This window comes from Corallococcus sp. AB030 (genome assembly GCF_003668965.1).
Classification (GTDB): Bacteria; Myxococcota; Myxococcia; order Myxococcales; family Myxococcaceae; genus Corallococcus; species Corallococcus exiguus.
Genome location: NZ_RAWQ01000384.1, coordinates 1 through 3,750, shown reverse-complemented (window position 1 = coordinate 3,750; position 3,750 = coordinate 1). Strand labels below are relative to the sequence as shown.

General features: G+C 70.7%; 5 protein-coding genes. 4 read left to right on the top strand and 1 reads right to left on the bottom strand.

Annotation, left to right across the window (positions count from 1 at the left end):
- From D7Y15_RS42705 to D7Y15_RS42695, 3 genes are all read left to right on the top strand, one after another.
- The coding region (locus D7Y15_RS42705) for a cation:proton antiporter (RefSeq protein WP_199746066.1) at window positions 1-617 on the top strand (617 nt) is incomplete at its 5' end.
- Window positions 618-669: 52 nt separating this feature from the next.
- Entirely contained in the window at window positions 670-1,290 is a 621-nt protein-coding gene (locus D7Y15_RS42700; RefSeq protein ID WP_121756135.1) for an L-threonylcarbamoyladenylate synthase, read from the top strand.
- 23 nt (window positions 1,291-1,313) lie between these two features.
- Window positions 1,314-2,300, top strand: a complete 987-nt coding sequence (locus D7Y15_RS42695) for a hypothetical protein (protein ID WP_120581578.1) — start codon at window positions 1,314-1,316, stop codon at window positions 2,298-2,300.
- A 25-nt stretch (window positions 2,301-2,325) separates the two neighbouring features.
- Here the strand turns inward: D7Y15_RS42695 and D7Y15_RS42690 are convergent, their stop codons facing one another.
- Window positions 2,326-2,640 carry a hypothetical protein gene (locus D7Y15_RS42690; protein WP_126934139.1) on the bottom strand — a complete coding sequence of 105 codons (315 nt, stop codon included), beginning with the start codon at window positions 2,638-2,640 and terminating at the stop codon, window positions 2,326-2,328.
- A gap of 125 nt (window positions 2,641-2,765) precedes the next feature.
- Here D7Y15_RS42690 and xerD point away from each other — a divergent pair, with 125 nt between their 5' ends.
- Window positions 2,766-3,701: a site-specific tyrosine recombinase XerD gene (xerD, locus tag D7Y15_RS42685; RefSeq protein ID WP_120581580.1), complete on the top strand. Its 936-nt coding sequence runs from the start codon at window positions 2,766-2,768 to the stop codon at window positions 3,699-3,701.
- The last annotated feature ends 49 nt before the right edge of the window (window positions 3,702-3,750 follow it).

The window sequence follows — 3,750 nt, the reverse complement described above, 5'->3', positions numbered from 1 at the left end:
GGTGGGAGCTGTTCGGCTCCGTGGCGGTCGGGTGCCTGCTGGCCGTGGCGATGCTCCTGTACATGCGAGGCGTCAACCGGGAGCTGCCGCTGTTCCTCGTGGGGCTGTCGTTCGCGGCGGCGGAAGGCGGGGCGCGGCTGCACCTGTCGCCGCTCTTGGTGTCGCTGGCGGCCGGAGCGCTCATCGCGAACCTGGACGAGCGCGAGGGCCGGCGCATCCACCACGCCATCAACCAGGCGGGCCTGCCGGTGTTCGCGCTCTTCTTCGCCGCGGCGGGGGCGGGGCTGCGGCTGGACACGCTGGTGACGGTGGGACCGGCGGCGCTGCTGCTCGTGGCGCTGCGCGGCCTGGCCATCTGGGGCGCGTGCCGCAGGTTCGCGCCCGCGGAGGACCCGCGCCTCAAGCGCTACCTGTGGATGGGGCTCATCTCCCAGGCGGGCGTGACGTTCGGCCTGGCGGCGCTGGTGTCGCGCACCTTCCCGACCTTCGGGCCGCAGGTGGAGGTGCTCATCATCGCGATGATCACCGCGCACGAACTGGTGGGGCCCGTCCTCACCCGGCGCGCGCTGATGGGCAGTGGCGAAATCCGTGCGGAGGAGGCGGGCGGCGGCGCATAGTGGGGGCACACCCCCTCACCCCGGGGGTGGCCTCTTCCAGGAGCCTCCCGTCATGCCCGCCGCCGTCGCTCCCATCCTCGAGGTGGACGTGGAACACCCCTCGCCCCGCCACATCGCACGCGCGGTGGAGGTGCTGGAGAAGGGCGGCCTCATCGCCTATCCCACGGACACGTACTACGGCATCGGCTGTGATTTGAACGCAAAGAAAGCCATTGAGCGGCTGTACCAGCTCAAGGGCCGCGACAAGAAGAAGCCCTTGTCACTGCTGTGTCCGGACCTGTCGGACGTGGCCCGCTACGCGCACGTGAGCAACTTCGCCTACCGCGCCATGAAGGGGCTCACCCCGGGTGCCTTCACCTTCATCCTGGAGGCCACACGCCTGGTGCCAGAGGTGATGATGACGAAGCAGAAGCAGGTGGGCCTGCGAGTGCCGGACGCTGCCTTGCCCCGCGAGCTGGCGAAAGCGCTCGGCCGCCCGCTCATCACCACGTCGGCAACCCATACCGACGGTACGGTTCTTTCGGACGCTCGGGATATCAAGACGGCGCTGGGGCACGGGCTGGATTTGATTCTTGACGGAGGCGTCACCTTGAACGAGCCGTCCACGGTGGTTTCACTGATAGGCGATACGCTTGAAATCCTGAGGCAAGGCAAGGGTAGTCTGGAGTCCTGAAATCCATTCCAGAGGGGGAAGCCTTGGCTGAGGGGGACCTACCAGCAACGCCTGTCGTCGACTCACCGGAGCGGGTGCCGGGCGCGCTCGCGCTGCTGGGCCTGTTGGTGCTCCGTCCCATTGATTTGCATTACCGGCTGCGCGAAGCGGGCATCCGCTCGCCCGCGGGCCGCATCGGGCAGCTGTGGCGCGAACAGGCCGAAGGAGGCCGCGCCGCCGGGGCCTTCGTGGCGCGGATGCTGCTGCTGCTCGTCGTGCTGTCGCCCCTCCTCACGGTGCTCGCGGGGCTGGGGCTGCGGCTGATGGGCGTGCCGATGCGGGGCGTGTACCTGGTCTCCGCCGGGCTGTGCAGCGCGGTGGGGCTGGTGGTGGCGCTGGTGTCGGGGCTCGCGTCGGGCGTGCTGCTGGGCTCGCTGGCGAGCGTGTCCATGCTGGCGGGGCTGCACGCCACGGCGGGCGGTGCCTTCGGTCCGGAGCACGGAGGCGCGGCGGCGATGACCGTGGGCCTGTGCCTGGGCATCGTGTCCGGCCTGTCCGCGGGGAGCATTGGCGGCCTGTCCAGCGGGCGCGGTCCCTCCGTGCGCAACGTGCAGGTGGCGGCCATCGCCACCAGCCTGGTGCCCATGCTGGTGTGGAGCAGCGCCTCGACGGTGTCCTTCGCGGGCGCGGTGGCGGCGAGCGCGCTGGTGGCCTTCCTGATGTGCGCGTTCCGGCTGCCGTTCTACGCGCTGGAGGTGCTGGCGCAGGCGGTGGCGTACGCGGTGGAGCGCTTCACGGGGAAGCCCACGCTGCGCTGGGTGCCGGTGCGGCATCACAACCTGAGCTACCTGCCGCACCCGTTCCTGAGCCGTCACCTGGCGCTGGCGGTGCGCTCGCGGCCGGCGGAGGTGCTGGCGGTGGCGGACGCGTGCCTGCGCTCGCCGGGCAACATCCTGGTGGGCTGGCCCTGGGTGGTGGAGGCGCTGGAGCGCGCGCACGCCCAGGAGGCCTCGGCGGAACCCCAGGCCTGAAGGCGCCTGGGGGCGCCGCCGGGCGCTACTGCTTCTGCACGTCCGTGACGACCTTCGCGCCCACGTCGTTGGGGGCGTAGGTCAGCTTCACGGAGTCCCCGGCCCGGATGCCCTGGAGGGTCTGCGTGAGCTGGGGCTTCGTCGTGTCCACCACGTAGGTGAGCGGTGGGGCATCCGCGGTGGTGCCCTCCAGCTGGATGCTGGACGGGCTGACGCTCTTCACCTTGCCCGTCCGGGTCTTCTGCTCCTTCGCCACGGGCGCGGGCGTCTGCGCCAGGGCCGTCGTGCCCACGCTGCCCAGCGTGAGGACCGCCATCCACATCCATGCCTGTGCACGCATCTTCGTCACTCCTCGAGTGTGGGAAGCGGCAGGGTGGACCGCTTCCCGGGGTGAAGGCAACGTCGTGACGGGTGGGGCCGTCAGGGAGTTGCCCTCGGGAGCGCGTCCGGTAGCCTCCGGGGACCATGGAAGGACTGCTCGACGCGTTCATCGCCTTCATCCGCGCGGAGCGGGGCCTGTCCGGCAAGACGGTGGACGCCTACGCGGCGGACCTCACCGTGTACTTCGAGGACCTGCGCTCGCGCGGCAAGGACGACGTGGCGCGCGTCAAACAGGAGGACGTGCTCGCGCACCTGGTGACGCTGGGCAAGCGGGGCCTGGGGCGCCGCAGCCAGGCGCGCCATCTGGCCGCGCTGCGCGTCTTCCACCGCTTCCTCGTGGCGGAGCGGCTGGCGGACAAGGACCCCACGGAGGACGTGGACACGCCGAAGTCGCCCCGGAAGCTGCCCGTGTTCCTCACGCTGGAGGAGGTGGAGCAGCTGCTCGCCGCGCCCGACGAGCGCACCGTCACGGGCCTGCGCGACAAGGCCATGCTGGAGGTGCTCTACGCCACCGGCCTGCGCGTGACGGAGCTGTGCACGCTGGAGCTCAACAACGTGCAGCTCACGTCCGGCTACCTCGTCACCCGGGGCAAGGGCTCCAAGGAGCGCATCGTCCCGCTGGGGCGCGTGGCGATTGAGAAGGTCCAGGAGTACCTGGCCCATTCGCGGCCGGAGTTCCTGGGCAAGCGCCAGGCGGACGCGCTGTTCGTCACGCCGCGCGGGCAAGGCTTCACGCGGCAGGGCTTCTGGAAGCTGCTCAAGCGCTACGCGCTGAAGGCCGGCATCCTGAAGCCGCTGTCGCCACACAAGCTGCGCCACTCGTTCGCCACGCACCTGGTGGAGCGCGGCGCGGACCTGCGCGCGGTGCAGCAGATGCTGGGCCACGCGGACCTGGCGACGACGCAGATCTACACGCACGTCAACGGCGCCCGGCTGCGCAAGGTGTACGACGAGTTCCACCCGCGCAGCGACGCGTTCAAGCCCAAGCCCTCCGCGCGCAAGCGTCCATCCGCGCCGTGACGCCGGGAGTCGAGCCGTCATCCTTCACGGGGTGAGGGGGACCCTGGAC